Origin of the sequence: Clostridium grantii DSM 8605, from assembly GCF_900129965.1 — a bacterium.
GTDB classification, from domain to species: Bacteria; Bacillota; Clostridia; order Clostridiales; family Clostridiaceae; genus Clostridium_AF; species Clostridium_AF grantii.
This window is the reverse complement of sequence record NZ_FQXM01000016.1, coordinates 1-20472: the sequence shown is the minus strand read 5'-3', so window position 1 is coordinate 20472 and position 20472 is coordinate 1. Positions and strand designations below refer to the sequence as shown.

Annotated in this window: 18 protein-coding genes, 2 rRNA genes and 1 riboswitch; all 20 genes read right to left on the bottom strand. The window is 30.0% G+C overall.

Translation table 11 applies throughout. The features are described 5' to 3' along the window. Positions 1-38: 38 nt before the first annotated feature. The gene (locus BUB83_RS13565; RefSeq protein ID WP_073339008.1) at positions 39-533 is read right to left on the bottom strand and encodes a heme-degrading domain-containing protein; all 495 of its coding nucleotides are present in this window, start codon (positions 531-533) and stop codon (positions 39-41) included. A gap of 62 nt (positions 534-595) precedes the next feature. Further along, complete coding sequence (locus BUB83_RS13560) at positions 596-1564, bottom strand: uroporphyrinogen decarboxylase family protein (RefSeq protein ID WP_073339007.1); 969 nt, start codon at positions 1562-1564, stop codon at positions 596-598. 178 nt (positions 1565-1742) lie between these two features. Next, a complete protein-coding gene (locus BUB83_RS13555) occupies positions 1743-4034 on the bottom strand; it encodes a glycoside hydrolase family 3 N-terminal domain-containing protein (RefSeq protein WP_073339006.1) in 2292 nt (763 codons plus the stop codon). A 105-nt stretch (positions 4035-4139) separates the two neighbouring features. Next, the gene (locus tag BUB83_RS13550) at positions 4140-5729 is read right to left on the bottom strand and encodes an extracellular solute-binding protein (protein WP_073339005.1); all 1590 of its coding nucleotides are present in this window, start codon (positions 5727-5729) and stop codon (positions 4140-4142) included. A gap of 98 nt (positions 5730-5827) precedes the next feature. After that, complete coding sequence (locus tag BUB83_RS13545; RefSeq protein ID WP_073339004.1) at positions 5828-6706, bottom strand: carbohydrate ABC transporter permease; 879 nt, start codon at positions 6704-6706, stop codon at positions 5828-5830. 11 nt (positions 6707-6717) lie between these two features. Further along, positions 6718-7662, bottom strand: a complete 945-nt coding sequence (locus tag BUB83_RS13540) for an ABC transporter permease (RefSeq protein ID WP_341465354.1) — start codon at positions 7660-7662, stop codon at positions 6718-6720. 762 nt (positions 7663-8424) lie between these two features. After that, positions 8425-9120 (bottom strand): GntR family transcriptional regulator, encoded by a 696-nt coding sequence (locus BUB83_RS13535; protein ID WP_073339002.1) that lies wholly within the window; start codon positions 9118-9120, stop codon positions 8425-8427. 247 nt (positions 9121-9367) lie between these two features. Next, positions 9368-10129 carry a 2-dehydro-3-deoxy-D-gluconate 5-dehydrogenase KduD gene (gene kduD, locus BUB83_RS13530; protein WP_073339001.1) on the bottom strand — a complete coding sequence of 254 codons (762 nt, stop codon included), beginning with the start codon at positions 10127-10129 and terminating at the stop codon, positions 9368-9370. A gap of 84 nt (positions 10130-10213) precedes the next feature. Beyond that, positions 10214-11317 (bottom strand): mandelate racemase/muconate lactonizing enzyme family protein, encoded by a 1104-nt coding sequence (locus BUB83_RS13525; RefSeq protein WP_073339000.1) that lies wholly within the window; start codon positions 11315-11317, stop codon positions 10214-10216. A gap of 369 nt (positions 11318-11686) precedes the next feature. Further along, entirely contained in the window at positions 11687-12127 is a 441-nt protein-coding gene (locus BUB83_RS13520; RefSeq protein WP_073338999.1) for an MOSC domain-containing protein, read from the bottom strand. Between the two features lies 1 nt (position 12128). Next, complete coding sequence (moaC, locus tag BUB83_RS13515) at positions 12129-12611, bottom strand: cyclic pyranopterin monophosphate synthase MoaC (protein WP_073338998.1); 483 nt, start codon at positions 12609-12611, stop codon at positions 12129-12131. Position 12612: 1 nt separating this feature from the next. Continuing rightward, the gene (gene moaA / locus BUB83_RS13510) at positions 12613-13572 is read right to left on the bottom strand and encodes a GTP 3',8-cyclase MoaA (protein WP_073338997.1); all 960 of its coding nucleotides are present in this window, start codon (positions 13570-13572) and stop codon (positions 12613-12615) included. Then, a complete protein-coding gene (locus BUB83_RS13505) occupies positions 13569-15491 on the bottom strand; it encodes a molybdopterin biosynthesis protein (RefSeq protein WP_073338996.1) in 1923 nt (640 codons plus the stop codon). The genes moaA and BUB83_RS13505 overlap by 4 nt, the downstream gene beginning before the upstream one ends. A gap of 40 nt (positions 15492-15531) precedes the next feature. Beyond that, positions 15532-16758 carry a molybdopterin molybdotransferase MoeA gene (locus tag BUB83_RS13500; RefSeq protein ID WP_073338995.1) on the bottom strand — a complete coding sequence of 409 codons (1227 nt, stop codon included), beginning with the start codon at positions 16756-16758 and terminating at the stop codon, positions 15532-15534. An 8-nt stretch (positions 16759-16766) separates the two neighbouring features. After that, positions 16767-17258, bottom strand: a complete 492-nt coding sequence (locus BUB83_RS13495; RefSeq protein WP_073338994.1) for a MogA/MoaB family molybdenum cofactor biosynthesis protein — start codon at positions 17256-17258, stop codon at positions 16767-16769. A 16-nt stretch (positions 17259-17274) separates the two neighbouring features. Continuing rightward, on the bottom strand, positions 17275-17973 hold the full coding sequence (locus tag BUB83_RS13490) for an ATP-binding cassette domain-containing protein (RefSeq protein WP_073338993.1): 699 nt from the start codon (positions 17971-17973) through the stop codon (positions 17275-17277). Positions 17974-18004: 31 nt separating this feature from the next. After that, on the bottom strand, positions 18005-18655 hold the full coding sequence (locus BUB83_RS13485; protein WP_073338992.1) for an ABC transporter permease: 651 nt from the start codon (positions 18653-18655) through the stop codon (positions 18005-18007). Between the two features lie 14 nt (positions 18656-18669). Continuing rightward, complete coding sequence (locus BUB83_RS13480) at positions 18670-19554, bottom strand: ABC transporter substrate-binding protein (protein ID WP_073339072.1); 885 nt, start codon at positions 19552-19554, stop codon at positions 18670-18672. An 88-nt stretch (positions 19555-19642) separates the two neighbouring features. Further along, positions 19643-19758: riboswitch (molybdenum cofactor riboswitch) on the bottom strand. A gap of 284 nt (positions 19759-20042) precedes the next feature. After that, positions 20043-20159 (bottom strand): 5S ribosomal RNA (rrf, locus tag BUB83_RS13475). Positions 20160-20239: 80 nt separating this feature from the next. Next, positions 20240-20472: ribosomal RNA gene (locus BUB83_RS13470) — 23S ribosomal RNA — on the bottom strand; the annotation flags it as partial.

The following is a 20472-nucleotide window of genomic DNA, read 5'->3' as shown; positions in this document are numbered from 1 at the left end:
AACCAAGTTCAGTAAACTAATTACCAACTACAAAATATTTAATCTTCTTTGATTCTTTCTAAAGATTCAACCTTTAAATACTTACATAACCCTTCAATAATTAGCTCGTGATCCATAATAACCGAGATTCCTGATACAATGATTGTCCCTATAATTCCCACTCCATCAACATGTATTGGAAATCCACCTCCACAAGTTGAAAAATCTTTAGATTCTAAAAACCAATCTGCAAGTGTTATACCTTGAGTTTTTAGAATTGCTTCAGCACGCATTGAACTCATTGCTTTTACTTTAACTGTATTTTCTTTTCTTTTCATCCAATTTTCATGATCTAAACCTGTTCCATTAAATCCATATTGAAAAACTGTAAATCCATTATTTAATCGTATGCTGATTGCAGCAGGAAATTTATTTTTTCTAGCTTCTTCCACAATAATATTCCCTACTTCCCAAGCATCTTCATTTGTGAAATGTTTGAAATGCAAAACGTTTTCTTGCTCTTCTACTATTCTTAAAATTTTTTCCCATTTCATATACTTTTCCTCCTCAACTGAGTAATATATTTTTAAATAAAAATTTTTAATAACTCCCTATCTTATTTGTTATAGCAATTCCTATATTTAACCACTGCATCTTTAAAAGCAATAACATTTTTAGTATTGCAATAAGATGCAATGCTATTGGAACTAGAAACAATGTAACCCCCACCCTTACCTATTGTTTCAATTCTTTTCTTCACCTGTGCTTCAACTTCTTCAACGGTGCCCCTAGTTAAAGTATCTACGGATATATTTCCAATAAGACATAATTTATGGCCAATTTCTTTTTTTACTTTTTCAATATCCATGGATTCTGGCTCTAGTGGATTTATTCCATTCATACCAAGTGATAATAAATCATCCATTAATAAATCTAATTTCCCGTCACTATGAAATACCCAAGGAGTAGTTATATGCTCTGTAACTTTTTTTAATCTAGGTAAGAATAATTCTTTAAATACTTGTGGTGAAAACATAGGCCCAGTTGTGTATGCCATATCATCAGAAAACATAACAAAGTCAAACCCCATATGTTTTGTTTTATCTAAAAGCTCACTTACCCACTCTGTATACATTTCTAACAGCAATTCTACAGTTTTAATATCATCCATCATTGCATAAGAAAACCCTTCTAATCCCATACTATTTAAAACACCTGAAACTCCCATTCTTGATCTATAGTAAAGTGCGTAATCTAGCTTTCCATATTTATCAATAAATTTTTTTGGATACTCAAAGAAATTGTCATCCAACTTAGGAAGTTTTACTTTTCTAAGGTCATCTCTAATTTTAATAATTCCATCTCCATGGGATTGTGTTCCTTTATTATCTTCAATAAAAAAAGGTGGAAAAAAATTTTTACAACGTATTGCATCAAATTCCATAAGTTCTGCAATATCTAACTCTGTATAATCCGTCTTACCCATTAACTTTACTTCCATCTCATCATCAACGTAATCAAAGAATGGTACTCTATCAGGGATTTTTCCATTTAGTGCTGTTAATATTCTTTCTCTTGAATTCATATTTTACACACATCCTATCTTTTTTATAAATATTATAGCATCTATTATTCCCACAGTTAATGAACTCAACTACTAATAACTTTCATTTTATACTATGTAATCCTACTAAAAAAATCTTATACTTTAGTAAGTGTATTTTTAATATATTATGTTCCTTTTTTTTCTATTAACCATCTTTTTATTCAATTCTTACTATATGGCTATAAACAATATTATCACTACTACTTCCAATCATTATTCTTACATTTCCTGGTTCCAATACAAAATCCATATTATAATCATATATACTAAGTTCTTCTAATCCAACACTTAAGTTCGTTCTTACTTTTTCATTTTTAGGTATACTTAGTTTTCTAAAATCTTTTAGTTCTTTTATTCGCCTTGTAATACAAGATTCCATATCATAAATATACAACTGAACAACCTCTTCGGCATCAAAAAATCCTTGATTTAGGATATCAAAATCAATTTCAAATCTTTTACCAGCCTTTATAGCATCAACTGATAACTTATTGTGATTTAAAGAAAAATTTTCATAATTAAATGTTGTATAACTTAACCCATATCCAAATTCATATAAAGGTTTTGCATTCATATCAATATAATCAGTTAAATCTTTACGATTATAGTAAACAGGCAATTGTGCCACTGAAGAAGGCATACTTATAGATAATTTTCCACTCGGAACAGTCTTCCCGAAAACAATTTCACCAATGGCCTCTCCACCTTTTTCTCCTGGGTACCAACCACATAAAATTGCATCTGAATTTTCTTTTAACCAAGGAATGGCATGAGGTCTTCCTTGAATAAGAATAGTAACAATAGGTTTCCCTAATTTCTTAAGTTCTTTTGCAAGTTGCACTTGAACGCCACCCAATTTAATATCAGCTAAGTCAACTGCTTCTCCACAATCAATCTCTGATGTGAATTTATCCATAAATATAGCTCCATTATCTTGGAAATTCATACCTGGTTCTCTTGTACTGCTTCCTCCTAAAACTAAAATTATCACATCAGCTTTTTCAGCAATATCTATAGCTTCTGCAAACCCGCTTGTATCAAAACTACGAATTGAACAGCCTGTTGCTGATAATACTTCAGTAGTTTTTGGACTATGCATTTTAATACCTTTTAATACCGTTGTTACCTTTTCATCCGTTTGCCACTGAGTGTAATCCCCAAGTTGATTATATATTTTATCACTGTTTGGACCAATTACAGCAATTCGTTTTATCGAATCCTTTAGTGGTAATATATCATTTTTATTTTCAAGCAAAACCGGAACTTCTCTTGCCATTTTTAAAGCTACCTCTTTGGCTTCACTAGAACCCACAATATACTCAGCAGATATTTCATCTACATATGGATTTTCAAACAATCCTAATTTAAATTTAACACTTAAAACCCTTTTAACTGCAATATCCAAATCTTTTTCAAACAATAATCCTTTATTAACAGCTTCTTCAAGTTCAAGAAAAGCTTTATTCCATAAATTCAAATCTACTCCTGCATATAATGAATCAGCACCTGCTTTAATATGACTTCCAGTAATTGATAATAATCGATCAACTCCACAGCCATCTGACATAACTATTCCCTCAAAACCCATCTCATCTCTTAATATATTTGTAAGCAATTTTCTATTTATATGACAGGGGATACCATCGATATCATTATAAGCAGCCATACATCCAAGTGCACCTGCTCCAACACCCTTTTTCATTCCCAGTAAATGTATTTCATGCAATTCTCTTTGTCCAATATTTGTTGCTTTGCCATTATGACCACCAATAGTAGCCCCTTGAGCACAAAAATGTTTTAAAACAACAACCGCTCTATCTAATTTTTTTAAATCTTCTTTACCATTTCCTTGTATTCCTCTTACTGCACTTTCGCAAAATTTACTACTTAGATAAGGGTCTTCCCCATAACACTCTTCTGTTCTTCCCCATCTAGGGTCTGTAGCTATATCAAGAGTAGAAATTAATGCTAGATGACCTCCTCTTCCACGTAATTCTTTAGCAATAATATGACATTCTTTTTCATAAAGATCTGTATTCCAAGAAGAACCAATGCCAATATTCGTTGGAAAGGTTGTACTTTCAATAGCCTCATGACCATGAGGACATTCCTCTACAACTAAAATAGGAATTCCCAGTCTTGTGTTTTCTATAATATATTTCTGCACCTTGTTAGCAATTCTTACACTTTCTTTTGTATTTACTCCCATTGTCAAATGGCTATTCCAACCATCTGCTCTTGATAATCCATATATCGCCCCTACACCATCTCCAAATTCCACTTCCTCTAAAAATTCTTTTGTTAAAATCACTTGATCCTCTTCAATTTTATATGCATTCCACCCAAGCATTTTTTGATTTAATTGGCCTACTTTCTCTTTTAGTGTCATCTTTGAAAGTAAGTCTTCAACTCTTTCTTCAATTGATTTAGTTCTATCTTTGTATAACATAAGCCCTCCTTATTAATTAAGGCATTATTTTTATATTAATATACAATAAAGATATTGCAAGAACAATTAATCTTCTCCTGCAATATCTTTATTTATTTAATCATACTATTTAGTATTTTGTCTTGTCCATGCTGTATTGTATATTTCGCCTAATTTGTCGCTTCCTTTATTTTGATATTCAGTAACGAATTTATCCCAATCAGAGAATGATTCTTTACCATAAATTAATGATTCTGTCATAACATTTATATAATCTGTAAGTGCAGTAGAATATAATTTTACTTCTTCAATTTCATCTCCACTTAATCTTATTCCAGGTTCTGGTGCTTTAACTGCTCCTGCTTTATCTATTTCATCAAATAAATTAGATATTTCTTCTCCATTAAAAGCATAATTAAAGTCTTTATGAACTCTCACGGATAAAGAGTTGTTACCTAAACCAAATTCTTTTGAAATGTCTTTACTTATATCAATATAAGATAATTTGCCATCAGTGCCTTTTTCAAATGTTTCTCCTTCTACACCAAAAGTTAATATTTCTGCTGCTTCCTCTGTGTAGCACCAATCAATAAATCTAAGTAATGTATTGAAGTATGGCTCATCTTTTACTGATGCAGGTATAACCCAACTTTGTTCGAATTTAGCTGCACTTGGAACAGCATAGTCTCCATCAGCTCCTTTAACTGGGAAGAAAGGTTGTACATTGAAATCTGGATCTGTTTTTTGTCCTTCTAAATTATATCTGTTTTGATTTCCTACCCAATCAATCATTATAAATGTTTCGCTTTGAGTAACTAGTTGTTCATATGTTGCACTTTCTAAAGTAGTGAATTCTGGATCTAATATTCCTTCTGTATATAACTTATTCATATAAGTAAGCATTTCTTTGTAGTTATCACTAGTTGGTGCAAATACCCATTTATCACTTTCTTCATCATACACATATCCACTGTTTCCTAAATTCCATCCAGCTTGTGTTCCAAATCCTGGTGCAATAACGCTTAAAATGTTTCCTGAACCAAATCTGTTTATTATTGGTTTAGAGTCTGGATATATTTCTTTTAATTTCTTTCCAGCTTCATATACTTCATCCAATGTAGTTGGAATTGCAATATTATTTTTTTCAAATATATCTTCTCTTATTAACCAAGAATGTAGTTGAATTCTTGTATCTTTACATTTTGTTGGTAAAGTGTAGAATTTACCATCTTCTTGTACTAAATTATCCATATCGGCATCAAATCCATTTTCGTCTAAATACTTTTTCATGTTAGGTAACTTGTCTAGATAATCACTAATTGGTAAAAGTATTCCACTTTGTGCATCTTCTGGTAGAGCTGCTGTTTTTGTAACAATATCTGGAATATCTCCGGAGTTGAAAATTATTTGTTTTTTAGTAGTATAGTCAGAATCTGGTACTGATTGAATTTCAAATTCTACATTTGTAGCTTCTTTAATCTTATCCCAAATAATCCAATCACTTTTATACGGATATGATGCATTATCTGCATAAAGCATTGTGAACTTAATTGGTGTGTCTGACACCATACCACTTTCAGTAACTTCATCAGTTTGGTTCCCTGCGTCATTTGCTGAGTCATTTGTTTTCTTACCACATCCTGCCAAAAGGCTCATACTCATTGCCAAAACCAAGGTTAAACTGATAATACCAAATTTTTTACTTCTTCTTATCATTGATAACTCCCCCTTAAATCTTTTTAGTTTTTGTTTTTTTATATAATCACTATTTTTTAATTAGTGATTTATACTTTTAATTTAGGTAAAGTACTTTTTTATCCTTTTATTGAACCTATCATTACACCTTGTACAAAATATTTTTGAACAAATGGATAAACACATAATATAGGTAGCACAACTAACATAGTAGCTGCTGCTTGAAGTGTTTGAGGTAATGATTGTGCAGATGATGCATCCATTGTTTGTCCACTCTTTGATGCCATAGTAGTACCCATTATAATATTTCTTAAAAATAAGGTTACTGGGTAAAGCTTATCATTATTTAAAAATATTAAACTACTAAACCAATCGTTCCAAAATCCAACTGATATAAATAAAGTTATAGTAGCTATTATTGGTTTTGATAGCGGTAAAACAATTTTAATTAATACTCCTATTTGATTTAAACCATCAATTTTAGCCGCTTCTTCTAAACTTTCTGGAAGACCTTGAAAAAACGTCTTCATAATTAATACATTATAAGCATTTATAGCTCCTGGAAGTAAAATTGCATATCTAGTATTTACTAATCCAATTTTTTGAATCAATAAATATGTTGGTATTAATCCGCCACCAAAGAACATTGTAAAAACAATAAGTTTCAAAAATATGCTTGAACCTACTAAATTTTTCTTAGATAAAGGGTATGCACAAATTATAGTCATAAACAAACTAATAAGTGTTCCAAATACTGTGTATATAATTGTATTTTTATATCCTAGCCAAAAATTACTTTGTTCCAAAATACCTTTATATGCTCCCCAATTAAAATCCACTGGGTAAAAATTAACTCCTCCTGCTAAAACAGCTTTTGAACTACTAAATGATATTGAAAATAAATATATAAATGGGAATAGCGTAATAAAAGCTATTAATAATAATATAACTACGTCTAATACTTTAAATGCTTTATAACTCTTACTTTCATATTTCATAATAACTCCTCCTACCACAAACTATAGTCTGTATATTTACTAGCAAAATGATTTGTAGTCCAAAGCAATGTTAAACTTATAAGTGCTTGGAAAAGACCAATTGCCGTTGCGTAACTAAAATTATTCCCTACTAATCCTACTCTATAAACAAATGTTTGAATAACATCTGCTACTTGATAAGTACTTGGAGTATACAATAATAATATTTTTTCAAAGCCAGCAGATAACATATATCCAACCGCTAATATAAAAGTTATAACTATTGTAGGCATAATTCCTGGTATTGTAACATGTATCATTTGCTTCCACTTATTTGCTCCGTCTACTACAGCTGCCTCATAAAGCTGAGTGTCTACTGATGCTAATGATGCTATATATAAAATAGCATTCCATCCCATGAATTGCCAAATATCAGAACTTATATAAATAGTTCTAAACCACTCTATCTCATTTAAGAAGAATATAGGTTTATTTCCAAATTTAGCTATGATATCGTTTATAATCCCTGTAGAAGGAGAAAGTAATATATTTATCATTGCAACTACTATTACTGTAGAAAGAAATTTTGGTAAATAAGATACTGTTTGTACTACTTTTTTAAAAGCATTATTATGAATCTCATTTAATAAAAGAGCAAATATTATAGGTAATGGAAATCCTATTACCAAGTTCATTAAACTTAGCAAAACAGTATTTTTAAATATATTCCAAAATGTTTTATCTGTTAAAAACAATTTAAAATATCTAAAACCAACCCACTCCACTCCAAAAGCTGACTGACCTTGTACAAACTTTCTAAAAGCCAAAATTATACCATACATTGGTATGTATTTGAATACAAGAAAATATATGGCCGGTAAAATCAAAAGCATATATAAAAAATAATCCCTTTTAAATGCTTTTTTTAATATAGTTCTTTTATTATCAACTATACCTACTTCATTTTTAGTTTTCATCATGCTCAACTCCTTTTAATTTTGATTTCTTTTTTTGTCACTTACATTACTAGAAAGTATTTATAATTCCCTTTATAAAACTTTTCTCCCTTTTCTTGTATTAACTATATTTTAATACCTCAGAATACAATTTCAAGTTATCACACAGTTTCAGTTTACGTTTTCACTGTATTCATTTTTTAGAACTAATCGTATTCATATTTATATTATATACTGCTTTAATTCTCTTGTCAACAAATTGTATTACTATTTATTCTAAGAATACAGTTCATTTATTATAGTGTCTTACTGTGCCATATTCATCACTTGCAAAACGCTAAATTGTTATATAAGAAACCTAATAAACTGAAATTAGATTTTGTTAATTAGAAATTTAAATTCAATAATTAGATATACCTATAAGTACGCTACTACAAATAATTAGCACAAGTAATTAGCGATAAAAGCTTATATCTTGTTCTTTCAATTGTTCTATTGATATATTAACTTAATAGTTTACTTGTGAATATTTTTAGATAAAATAGTTGTTAACATTAACCATTATAGAAAAGGTAATAGATAATTTTATATAGTTTGAACTCACATAATAAAAGTTAATAATAATACTATATTTTTAATATTCCTATCAAATCGAATATTGTATACACTATATAATCAATCCAGAATTCCATAAGCGTATTATTATAAAAAAAACTGCAATACATTATTTATGTATTACAGCTTTTTTTATAAAGATATTTATTTTCACCTCATTAGAATCCTTTAAAACAGTTGACTCATAGTATAAAATGTCTTTTTCCATTCATTATTTTCTAATATATTTTTATAACCATCCAAGGAATTCTCCATGTGCTTTATTACTGAATCTTTTCCTTTTACTAAGTCTAATGCGTATATACTATCTAGAATATCTTGATGATCCTTTAAAGTAATCTCATAATGCTTTGGTGTGATTTTTGTTAACCAACGAAACCTTTGGCTTTGTATCTGCATTTTTTTACTAATTTCGCTCATTCTTTCATTTCCTGCATAATCTATTAATGATTCATGAAATAATTTATCCAGTTCAAAATTCATCTCGAAATCTTCGTTTTCAATACTCATTTTAAATTTACTTTGAATATTTTCTAAATGTTTTTTTTGCTTATCTGTCAGACCACCATTATTTTTTATAATAATTTTTACACACATAGTTTCAATAGCTTCTCTCAATTGATATATTTCATTAATATCATTCAAAGATATTGATTTTATTAAATTTTTTCCATTTTCAACCACAATTAATCCATCTTCAATCAATTTAACAACAGCTTCTCTTACAGGAGTTCTACTCATATTAAGTACTTGTGCTAAATTTAAAACTGATACAACTTCCCCTGGCGAAAGTTCGTAATGTAATATTTTATGTAGTATTTTTTCATAAGCAACATCTCTTAAATCACTTTTCTTAACGCTCATTTTATTTTCACGACCAATCTCAAAAATAATATTCTTATCCTGTATATTATATTATACTATAAGTAAAAATTCAATAAATCTAGATTTTTAGAACTCATAATATGCTATATTTATGACATTCTACAAATATAGACTGTTTAATTATACTCCAAACATTAGTATTCCACCTCAAACAATATTATTGCTCATAACTTAAAATAAAGGAATACATATGTATTCCTTTATTTTAAGTTATTTTATTATTAAACTATCTTGATAACCATCCACCATCTACAGCTAAAGTATATCCTTGGATATATCTTGAAGCATCAGATGATAAGAATACAGCTGCGCCTTTAACATCTTCAGGTGTTCCCCATCTTCCTGCAGGAATTCTTCCTAAGATTTCAGCATTTCTTTTTTCATCTGCTCTTAATGCTGCAGTATTATTTGTTGCCATGTAACCAGGAGCAATAGCATTTACGTTTATTCCATATTGACCCCATTCATTAGCCATAGCACGAGTTACACCCATAACTCCACTTTTACTAGCTGTATAAGAAGGAACTCTGATTCCGCCTTGGAATGAAAGCATTGATGCAACACTAACTATGTTTCCACCAGTACCTTGTTTAATCATTTGTCTAGCTACTGCTTGGCTGAAAAAGAATACTGTTTTGATGTTTATGTTCATTACATCATCCCAATCTTTTTCTTCAAAATCTATTGCATCTGTTCTTCTAATTATACCAGCATTATTTATTAATATATCAACTTTTCCAAATGTTTCAACTGCTTTTTCTATTATTCCTTCAATTGGATCAAGGCTTAATAAATTTGCTTTAATTCCTAAGAATTTCTTTCCAAGTTTTTCAACCATTTCTTGTGTTTCTGGCATTTCAACGTAGTCAACACCAACTACATTAGCTCCAGCTTCAGCCATTCCTAATACCATTCCTTGTCCTAAACCAGTACTTGCTCCTGTTACTATAGCTACTTTTCCTTCAAGATTAAATTGATCTAAAATCATTTTAAATCCTCCCATGTTTTTTATTTTATATTTATATTTTTTAAATTTACTAACAATCAATTAAAATTTCAGTTAATAACAAAATTACATTTCAATTTTATATTGTGAAAGTTTTTTCCAATCAAATTCTACACCTGTACCCGATACATCTGGTGATATAGCTCTACCATTCTTTAATACTAAAGGTCTCATTGTATATTCATCAATTGGGAAACTATGCACTTCTAAATATCCTGCATTCGGTATTCCTGACAAAAGACTTACATGTAATTCTTGCATACCATGTGTACATACTGGTATATTGAATCCTTCCGCCATATGTGCTACTTTAATCCATCCAGTAATTCCACCAATATTAGATGCGTCTGGTTGAATAAAACTTACCTTTCCTATTTCCATAGCATGTCTATGTTCATATATGGTGTGAAGATTTTCTCCCATTGCAATACCAATGTTAGAATGATCAGCAATTCTTGCATAACCTTTAAAATCACATGGAATAGTTGGTTCCTCTAACCACAAAATATCATAGGGTTCTAATGCTTTAACTGCTTTAATAGCCTTTTCTACCGACCATGAATAATTAGCATCTACCATAAAAACTTTTTCTGGTCCTAATAATTCTCTTACTGCCGCTACTCTTTCTATATCTTCTTGAAGCGTTTCTTTTCCTAATTTTATTTTTACTGCTGTATGACCTTTTGCTAACTGATTCTTAATATTGTCAAGAAGTTTTTCCTGAGAAAATGCTAAATCAATTCCTCCGTAATAAGCTTTTGTTGAATCATTAACTCCGCCAACCATCTTCCATAAAGGCAAGTTTGCATTCTTGCATCTAATATCCCACAATGCAATATCAACAGCTGATATTGCAAAGGATGCAATTCCACCTCTTGCAACATAATGAACTTTCCAATTCATTTCATCCCATAAAGCTTCTACCTTGTCCCCATCTTTTCCAATCAATATTGGTTTTAAATCATACTCAACCATATCGTATATAGCTCTTCCACCTACACCTCCTGTGTATGTGTAGCCTGTCCCTTCAGAACCATCTTCTAAACAAACAGTAACAGTAATAAGTTCGAAAAATGTGTGAGTGCCATGTTTTGCATCAGAAAGCGATTCTCTTAACGGTACATGAAATAAATTAGTTTTTATATCTTTTATTTTTCTGCGATCGTACATTTTATTCTCCTTACTTAACAGATTTATTATTAAATAACAAAATACCCATTTATACAATTGAATAAAAAAATCAATATTTTTTATCTTTTCAACTACATAATTGTAATATTTTTCATGTGTTTATTGAATACTCTTTATATTTATAATTGTATACACTTTAAACCTCTTTGTCAATATAAATATTCTTTTTTTTGAGTTCAGTTATGTTTTGTTTTTGCACTCCACCACTTATTGTAAGATACTTTTCTAACACCTTATTATTTCAAAAAACAAGATACCCTATAGAGTAATTTCTTATCTCTCTATAGGGTACCTTTTATTTATTATTAAACCTCATTTAAGCTCAGTTACATTCACTATCAAAACTCTTTAATTATCCTTTAAAATAACTATCTCATCACCTGGTTTTATCCATCCACTCTTTAATACCTTAGTAAATATTCCTTCTTTAGGCATAATACAATCACCTACTAGATTTTTTATTTCACATCCTGCATGACATTTTTTACCGATTTGAGTTACTTCCATTTCTGTTTCACCTATTTTTAATTTTGTACCAACCGGAAGTTCATATAAAACTATACCTTCAGTAGTAAGGTTTTCTGCAAATTTTCCAACACATAAACCAATTGCTCCTTGTGCTGTCATTTTATCCACACTTTCTTGCCCTAATAAACTTACTTGTCTAATCCACTTTCCTGCATGTGCATCCCCATCAAGTCCGTGATCTTCTATAAAGTATCCTTTATCAATAGGTTTTTTAATTACTCCTTTTTTCTCACTTATATTAACTGCTAAAATTATACCCATATTATTTATCCACCTTTCTTTCAAAAGTTCCTGACTTACCACCTGTTTTCTTAATCAGCATAATATTATTTATTACCATGTCCTTATCTATAGCCTTGCACATATCGTAAATTGTTATAGCTGCACAACTAACTGCTGTTATAGCCTCCATCTCAATTCCTGTTTTCCCTATAGTTTTTGCTGTAGCGTAAATATCCACTTTATTATTATCAAAATCTAACTGAAATTTTATATCGCAACCAGACATAAAAATAGAATGACACATAGGAATGATATTTGGAGTGTTTTTAGCTCCCATTATACCCGCTACTTGAGCAACTGCTAATACATCTCCTTTTTTTATTTCTCCTTCACTTATTCTTTTCAAAGTTTCCTCTTTCATTGATATACTACCAAAAGCCGTTGCTTCCCTAACAGTATCTGTTTTCTCACTTATATCAACCATTTTTGCTCTTCCTTCTTCATTTATATGCGAAAGTTCCATTTTACCCTCCTATTTGATTCATTCTTCTTAATGTTCTTGTTACATTTTCTTCGCTTAAAAAGTGTTCTTTAGGTTTATCAAATATAGAAATTTTTAATAAAGATAATAATTCCTCTTCATTGTTTAAATATGGTTTTAAATTAATTTCTTGTTTTGAATGTAAACAAGGTTTCAAAGTACCTGTACTCGTAATTCTAATTTTATTGCATTCATCACAGAATTTACAACTTAAAGGTGTTATAAATCCTATATTTCCTTTATGATTCTTAATAGCAAATACCTTTGCAACTGTTTTTTCCTTAGATTTTATAGGTACAAGCTGTGGTATTCTTTCAATTACTTGATTTGCAGTAATTATTCCTTTGTCGTAAAACTGTTTACCTTCTCCTATAGGCATCATTTCAATAAATCGCACATTTAATTCTATATCTTTAGTCAAATTTATGAAATCAATTATTTCCATATCATTAAAATCTTTTATTAAAACAGTATTAATCTTTAAGGGAGTTAACCCTATACTTAAGCATTTTTCTATACCTCTTAAAACTTTTAATAAGTCCCCGCCTCTTGTAATATACTTAAACTTTTCCGCATCTAAAGTATCTAAACTAATATTTACTCGTTTTAAGCCAGCATCAAATAACTCCTGCGCCATATCTTCTAATAAATATCCATTGGTTGTTAAAGCAATATCCTTTATTCCCTCAATTTGTGACGTTTTATATATTAATTCTGTAATATTTTTCATAACTAAAGGTTCTCCACCTGTAAACCTAATCTTTTTTACTCCTAACTTACTTAATGCTTTTATTAACGGAATAATCTCTTCAAATCTTAAAATATCATCACGTGTTTTTTTTTCTATACCTTTCTCTGGCATACAGTATCTACATCTAAAATTACATCTGTCTGTAATAGAAATTCTTGCATAATCAATTTGTCTTCCGTATTTATCTATCATTCTATCACCTCTTGTGGATATATTATTTCGCCTATATGTTTATAATCATACCCGCCTAAATCTTTTAATTTTCTTTTGAATTCATCACTTGTAATTACTTTAATAAATTCTTTAACAAAAGGTAATTCTAAAAATTCTAAAGGAATAGCTATATCATAGCACTCATGAGTCAAAGGTATAAATTCTAAATTCATAGTTTTAGCTGCAGAATATATCCCCAATCCACACTCTACATCTCCATTAGCTATAGCTGCCGCTACCGCTAAGTGTGTAAATTCCTCTCTTTCATATCCATTAATATTTCTTGGATTAATATTTAATTCTTTAAGTTTATAATCAAATAATATTCTCGTGCCTGAACCTCTTTGCCTATTAACGAACTTTAGTTTATTATCCACTATATCTGACAACTGATTAACTTTAGCCTTATTTTCCTTTCGCACCATAATTCCTTGAACCCTGTCAACTAATTTAATTAAAGCAATATTTTTGCCCTTTAAATATTTTTCTATATAAGCATTATTATAATTTCCAGTAGTTTCATCTAACAAATGAATAGGTGCTATATGGGTTTCATAGTTTTTCAAAGCCATTATTCCACCAAAGCTACCTACATGTGCTGATGAAAGGAAACATCTATCATTATCAGCATGCATAAGTTCACCTATAATATCTATAATAGGATCATGACTTCCAATACAAACTAAAGTATTTTTTATTTCTTCTTCGCTTTTTAAAAGTTCAACTTGAACTTCTTCTCTTTCTTCAAAACCTTCAATGTTTTGTGGTACATGAAGCACTCCGTCAGCATTAACTAAAGACATAGTTTGTCCTGCTCCTCTGCTTAAAGGAGTCGCCACTAATTTTTCATTTACATACCCTAGTTTAACTCTAACAAATTCATGATATTTCAAAGAAGACATTACTCTTCTTGCTAATGTTGCTTTTAAACTTTTTTTATTAACCGTTGCTATTCCACAAAAATCTTCAACAATTTTTTTAACTAAATTTTCCATTATAAAATATGCTGATACTGGATAACCCGGAATACCGATTACTGGCTTATCATTAACTTTGCCTAAAATAACAGGTTTACCTGGCTTTATAGCCACCCCATGAAGAAACACTTCTCCTAATTCCTTTATAACATCTACTGTAAAGTCTTCTCTTCCTGCTGAAGATCCTGCATTTATTAAAATCATATCACATTCTTGTGAAGCTTTTACTACAGCTTCTTTTATTTTTTCATAATTATCCTCTACAATATTATATCTAGTTGCTACTCCACCCCATTGCTTAATTTGAGATGCAAATACTCTACTATTAAATTCTATGATATCTCCAACCTTTAATTTAGAACCTGGTTCAACAATTTCTGTACCTGTAGGAATTATACCTATTGATATTTTTTTATATACTTCTAGTTCATTAATACCACCAGTTAGTAACGCTCCCATATCTATAGGACGTATTTTATGCTTTGAAGATAGAATTAATTGACTTTCTACAATATCTTCCCCTAAAGGTCTAATATTTTGCCACGGTACCGCGCTTTTATATATTTGAAATTTTGTTTCATCTACTTTAATTAAATCCTCTATCATAATTACCGAATCAAATTCTTTAGGAATTGGGTCACCTGTATCTACATGAATAAAATCTATATTTTCATTCAAAATAATTCTATTCTTTTCTGAAGCTCCATAAGTTTTTTCACTTATGGTAGCTACTCCATCCATAGCTGATGAATTATAAAATGGAGATGACATCTCTGCAAAAATAGGCACATGAGTAATTCTATCTAAAGAGTCTATAGTATTTATTTTCTCACTATTTTTTTCAGTATAATTAATATTTTCGCGAAATCTTTCTATCGCTTCCTCTAAAGTTATATTTGATAAATAAACATTTCTATTCATTTGTGTTTCCGCCTCCAATTTACTTTAAAGAATATAAACTTTAAAGAGTATAAACTTCTATTATTTCACCTTCTTTTAACCCTTCTTTATTCATTTCGATAATAACATATCCTTGTGCTTTTGCTATACTTGAAATTATTCCTGACTTTGTTAATATAGGTTGTATCTCTAATTTTCCATTCACATTATTAATATTTACTAATAAAAATTCTTCTCTTCCTTTGGCTTTATGATAGTTTATTTTAAATTCTCCTTTTAAAGGATATTTGTTTTCTTTATAATTAAAGCCTTTATATATGTAATCCTTTACTATTCTATTGAATACCACAGCTGCTGCTAAAGGGTGTCCTGGCAAACCAAATACTGCTTTTTCATTTACTTTAGCTATAATAGTAGGTTTACCTGGCTTTAATGCTACTCCATGAATTAAAAACTTGGAATTTTCTATACTATTTATAACTTTAATAGTTTGGTCTTTTTTACCTACAGATGTACCCCCAGATATTAGAAGTAAATCGCATTGTTTTAATGCGTTTTCTACCTTGTCTCTTAATAAATTAAATTCATCACTAATTACGCCATAATTAATTACGCTACAAAAATTTTCCTTCACCATTGAAGATAATAAAATTGAATTTACATCTCTTATCTCACCTTTTCTAGGCTGTTTTTCATGTGCAACTATTTCATCGCCTGTAGATATAACTCCTACCATTGGTTTTTTATATACCTTCACTTCTTTTATTCCCACTCCAGATAACAAACCTAAATGATAAGAATTTAGCTTTTGGCCTTTATTAATAATTAATTCTCCCTCAAATACATCATCACCTATTTGAACCACATTTTCTAATGGTGCCACAGAAGTTTTTACCAATACTGTGTTTTGATCCAATAAATCTGTATACTCTATCATCACAACCCCATCTGCGCCATCAGGAAGCATTGCACCAGTAGAAACATAAGTACATTCTCCTGGAAAATCCAAATTCTGTGTTGCTTCCATCCCCATTAATATTTCTCCATTTAAGTTCATAATGGATGGTATTGTTTCAGATGCTCCATACGTATCCCTTGAATTTACTGCATATCCATCGACAGTAGATCTATTAAAATGAGGTAATGAATCCTGAGAAAAAATTTCACTTGAAGTTATTCTATCTAATGCTTCTTCTATTGCTATTGTTTCTTCTTGTACTTTAAACTGAAAATTATCATTAATTATATCTTTAACTTGTTCAATGGTTGCAACTTTAAATAAATCCATATCTATTCCTACTTTCTAGCACACTCTGATGCAGTTCCATTAAGAATTTCAATACCGTGAGGAAGTGCATCCATTATGAACTCTAAATTTTCTGTAGCTGCTTTAGGGCTACCTGGCAGATTAACTATTAATGTATTATTTCTAATTCCTGATATAGCTCTTGATAACATAGCCTTAGGAGTTATCTTAAGCGAATTTAATCTCATAGCTTCAGCTATGCCTGGAACTTTTTTCGTAATAACTCTCTCTGTAGCTTCTGGGGTAACATCTCTTTGAGAAAAACCGGTTCCTCCATTGGTGAGAATTAATTCAAAATTCAATTCATCACTTAAAATTATAAGTTCTTTCTCTATTATATCAATTTCATCTGGAATTATCTTATAAAATTCTACTAAAAATATATCCTGGTTCAATAATTTTTTTATTGATGGTCCAGTTATATCTGTTCTTTCCCCTTTTGACCCTTTATCACTTATGGTCAAAATTGCTGTTTTAATCATATTTAATCACCACTTTCTAAATTTTATTCAGTATATTTTTCACTAATGGATGACTTGGATTTTTTAAGACTTTATTTTTATTTCCAAATTCAATAATTTTACCTTTATCCATAAATATTATATAATCACTAATTCTTTCTGCTTGAAAAATGTCATGTGTAACAACTATAACAGACCTCTTTTTATCTTTTATACTTTTTATTAAAAATTCTGCTTTTAATGTACTTTCCACATCCATAGAAGAGGTTGGCTCATCTAAAAGAGTAACTTCTGTTTCTAAAATAGCTGTTCTAAGTAAGGCTACTTTTGAACTTTCTCCTCCAGACAATAACAATGCATTCCTTTGTGAAAAATGCTCCATATCAAAAAAACTTATGTATTTTTTTAACTTCTCGTGGATTATATTTTTTTCTATTCCCCTAAATATCAAACCTTTAGCTATATTATTCTCAACTGTAGTATTAAATATATAAGGTTTTTGCTCCATATAAGAAATTTCATCTCTTACCAAGTTTATATCATAACAGCCATCATAACTTATTACGCCTTTAGAAAGAGGTTCAATACCCACGGTACACTTTAATAAAGTGCTTTTCCCACTTCCATTAAATCCAAGCACAGAATAAATTTTACCTTCTTCAATAGGAAATTTATTAATTTTAAGAACTGTTTTATTATCATATTTTTTTTCTAAATCTTTATATTCTATCCTCACTTTATACCAGTCCTTTTTTTAGTACTATTATTTAATCTCTAGTTTTCAATATATTAAGTATATAATTAATTATAAATGATATCATTAAAAGTATAAAGCCAATTAGTATAGCTCCTTCAAAATTTCCTTTACTTGTTTCTAGAGCAATAAATGTTGTCATTACCCTAGTATGATTTTTTATATTTCCTCCCACCATCATTACTGCTCCTACCTCAGATATGGCTCTGCCAAAACCTGCTGTTAAAACTGAAAGTAGTTGTATCTTGCATTCATTTATTATATTAAAGATAACTTGTTTGTTATTTGCCCCCAAAGTTATACAAGTCCTTTTTACTTCTAATGCCTTAGGAGTTATAGCACTTACAGAAAGTCCATATATTATTGGAAAAACAAGCAAAGTCTGAGCTATAATCATAGCTATAGGCGTAAATAACAAATGAAGACCCCCTAAGGGGCCTTTTCTTGATATAAGTATGTATACTAAAAGCCCCATTAATACCGGGGGAATACTCATTAAAATATCAGTAATCCTTAATATAAACTTTTTTAACTTGAAATCTTCAATTGCTGTAATTATAGCCAAAGAAATACCTAATATAGCTGCAATAGTTGTAGCCGTTAAAGAAACTATCAATGACATAGATATAACAAGTATTAATTCATTCATATTTATATTAAGCATAATTTTAATTCCACCTATTTTTTAGCGTTTGGTGTGAATAACGGTTGTCCGAATTCTTCCACTCCAAATTCACCAATTAATTTTTGTGCCTCATCACTCAATATCCAATCGATAAATTGATTTGCTTCCTCTTCTTTAATTTCATTTTTGTCTGGATTTATTCTTATAACTCCATATTGATTATAAAGTGAATCATTTTTCTCAGTAACCACATTTAAAGTCAAGTTATCCTTCATAGATAAATATGTAGCTCTATCAGTTAAAGTATATCCTTCCATTTCTTCAGCCATTTGTATTACATCTCCCATACCTTTTCCAGCTGAAACATACCAATCACCTGATGGCTCTATAGATGCTTTTGCCCACAAATCTTTTTCTTTTGTATGAGTACCTGAATCATCACCTCTAGAAATGAAAGTTGCCTTACTTTCTGCTATTAATTTAAGAGCTTCCACTGGATCAGATGGTGCTTTTTCTTTTAATCCTGCAGGGTCACTTTCTGGACCAACAATAACAAAATCATTATACATTACATCAAAACGCTCTAGCCCATAACCCGCTTCAATAAAAGCCTCTTCTTTAGCTTTTGCATGTACAAGAAGACAATCTGCATCTCCATTCTGTGCAAGCTCAATAGCTGCACCTGTTCCTAAAGGAACTACTTTTACTTCAATTCCAGTTTCTTCGGTAAATTTAGGAAGTAAATAATCTAAAAGACCTGAATCATATGTACTAGTAGTTGTTGCTAGTATAATACTTTTTCCTTCTTCATTAATTTTTTCTTCTGTGCCTTTTGACTCTTCATTACTTTTTTGTTCTTGATTAGTTTTTTCTTTTCCTTCATTTTCAACTTGCTTTCCACAACCTGTTACACTTACCAATAATAATATTGATAACATTGCTGATAATAAAATTGATACACTTCTTTTCACGACAAAAAACCCCTTTTCTAAAATAAATTACTTTTTATAAAAAAGAAGATTACAAAAAAACATGTAATATATCTCCTTTCCAAACACGGGAGGCACAACCGTTTCCAGTAGCACCCAGATTAAAAGACCATAGTTTCCCTTAGGTTTTTTAATTCAGAGCTAATAATTTACAAATTCCAATTTTTTATTTTTTTAGATACAATAATCCTTTTTATATCATAATTAGCATTATTGTCGCTTATTTTATTGTATACAATAACCCTTGAAATTGTCAACCTTATTTTATAATTTATATAGAGTTTTTACCCTAGATCTTGATTTATACATTGTTTCTACGCTAGACAAATCAACGATATATTTTATGAATAAATTAATTTTTATATTGAAAACCCTATAATTTATAAGTTTTGTAATATAATAAAAACTCTACTTATTTAAAAGTAGAGTTTTTATTTACCTGGCAACGACTTACTCTCCCACACAGTCACCCATGCAGTACCATCAGCGTGTTGAAGCTTAACCATCGTGTTCGGAATGGGAACGGGTGTTGCCTTCAAGCTATAATCACCAGATTATTTTGTTGTTTTTTGAATTATTCATTCAAAATTGCTTTCGAATGTTGCATTCAAAATTGCATAGTGAATTAATTAAATTGATCAAGCCCTCGACCTATTAGTATCAGTCAGCTTAATACATTACTGTACTTACACCTCTGACCTATCAACCTGGTAGTCTTCCAGGGGTCTTACTAACTTAACGTTATGGGAAATCTAATCTTGAGGTGGGCTTCACGCTTAGATGCTTTCAGCGTTTATCCCGTCCCTACATAGCTACCCAGCTGTGCCACTGGCGTGACAACTGGTGCACCAGAGGTAAGTCCATCCC